Source organism: Acinetobacter sp. (assembly GCF_036666595.1).
Taxonomy (GTDB): domain Bacteria; phylum Pseudomonadota; class Gammaproteobacteria; order Pseudomonadales; family Moraxellaceae; genus Acinetobacter.
Genome location: NZ_JAVWVO010000024.1, coordinates 1 through 1,611, shown reverse-complemented (window position 1 = coordinate 1,611; position 1,611 = coordinate 1). Strand labels below are relative to the sequence as shown.

The 1,611-nt window shown below is 47.6% G+C and carries 2 protein-coding genes; both read left to right on the top strand.

All coding sequences use genetic code 11. The annotated features are described in order from the left end of the window. Positions 1-10: 10 nt before the first annotated feature. Positions 11-895 carry a methylisocitrate lyase gene (gene prpB / locus RR876_RS16475; RefSeq protein WP_062033198.1) on the top strand — a complete coding sequence of 295 codons (885 nt, stop codon included), beginning with the start codon at positions 11-13 and terminating at the stop codon, positions 893-895. Between the two features lie 2 nt (positions 896-897). Next, a partial coding sequence (locus RR876_RS16470; RefSeq protein WP_332637130.1) for a citrate/2-methylcitrate synthase occupies positions 898-1,611 on the top strand: 714 nt, incomplete at its 3' end.

Genomic DNA, 1,611 nt, shown 5'->3' with positions numbered 1-1,611 from the left:
GGAAAGGACGATGACAGAACAAAAATCTGCAGGCTTAAGATTTAGACAAGCACTAGAAGTGGAAAAACCATTACAAATTATCGGTACAGTCAATGCTTATGCAGCAATGATGGCGAAACAGGTGGGCTACAAGGCCATCTACCTTTCGGGTGCTGGTGTAGCCAACTACTCTTATGGATTGCCTGACTTAGGCATGACCAGTCTGGATAATGTTTTGGAAGATGTACGCCGCATTACCGAACGTGTAGACACCCCGTTACTGGTCGATATTGATACTGGTTGGGGTGGGGCATTTAACATTGCCCGCACTGTGAAACAAATGATTGCTGCAGGCGCAGCCGCAGTTCACATCGAAGACCAAGTGGCGCAAAAACGCTGTGGCCACCGCCCAAATAAAGAAATCGTCACCCAACAAGAAATGGTCGACCGCGTCAAAGCTGCAGTTGATGCTAAAACCGATGCAAACTTTGTGGTGATGGCACGTACCGATGCCCTACAAAAAGAAGGCCTACAAGCGGTGATTGACCGTGCTTGTGCCTGTGTAGAAGCGGGTGCCGATGCGATCTTTGCCGAAGCAATGACCGACATTACCATGTACAAAACCGTCTGTGATGCAGTTGGTGTCCCTGTACTGGCGAACATTACCGAATTTGGCGATACCCCATACTACACCAAAGAACAACTGGCAGAACAAGGCATCTCGATGGTGCTCTACCCACTGTCACCGACCCGTGCCATGCAAAAGGCAGCACTGGAAGTCATGCATGCCATTCGAAATGACGGCACCCAAGTCAACGTCCTCGACAAAATGCAACAACGCAAAGAACTCTACGAATTTCTCGATTACCACACCTTTGAAAACACATTAGACAAGCTGTTTAAACAGGAGAATTAAAAATGGCTGAAGGAAAAGTCCTCACAGGCGCAGGATTGCGCGGACAAGTCGCAGGAAAGACAGCACTATCAACCGTAGGCAAAAGCGGAGCAGGTCTAACCTACCGTGGTTATGACGTCCAAGACCTCGCTGAAAACTGCCAGTTTGAAGAAGTGGCTTACCTAATCTTCTTTGGTGAACTACCAACAGCAGAACAACTCACAGCATACAAGGCTAAACTCAAATCACTGCGCCAATTGCCACAAGCACTCAAAGAAGTACTTGAGCGTATCCCAGCAGACTCACACCCAATGGATGTGATGCGTACAGGCGTATCAATGCTGGGCAACCTAGAAACAGAACAATCTTTTGCAGAACAGCAAGATGTTGCAGACCGTATTCTCGCAACGCTTCCAGCGATCATTTGCTACTGGTACCGTTTTAGCCATGATGGCGTACGCATTGAAGAAAATACCGATGACGATTCAATTGGTGCTCAATTCCTACACCTGCTGCGTGGTGAAAAACCAAATGAACTGCATGAGCAAGTGATGAATGTATCACTGATCCTCTATGCAGAGCATGAATTCAACGCATCAACCTTCACAGCACGTGTATGCGCATCAACCTTATCGGATATGCATTCATGCATCACGGGTGCAATTGGTTCACTGCGTGGTCCATTACATGGTGGAGCAAACGAAGCAGCGATGGAAATGATTGAAAACTGGACGTCA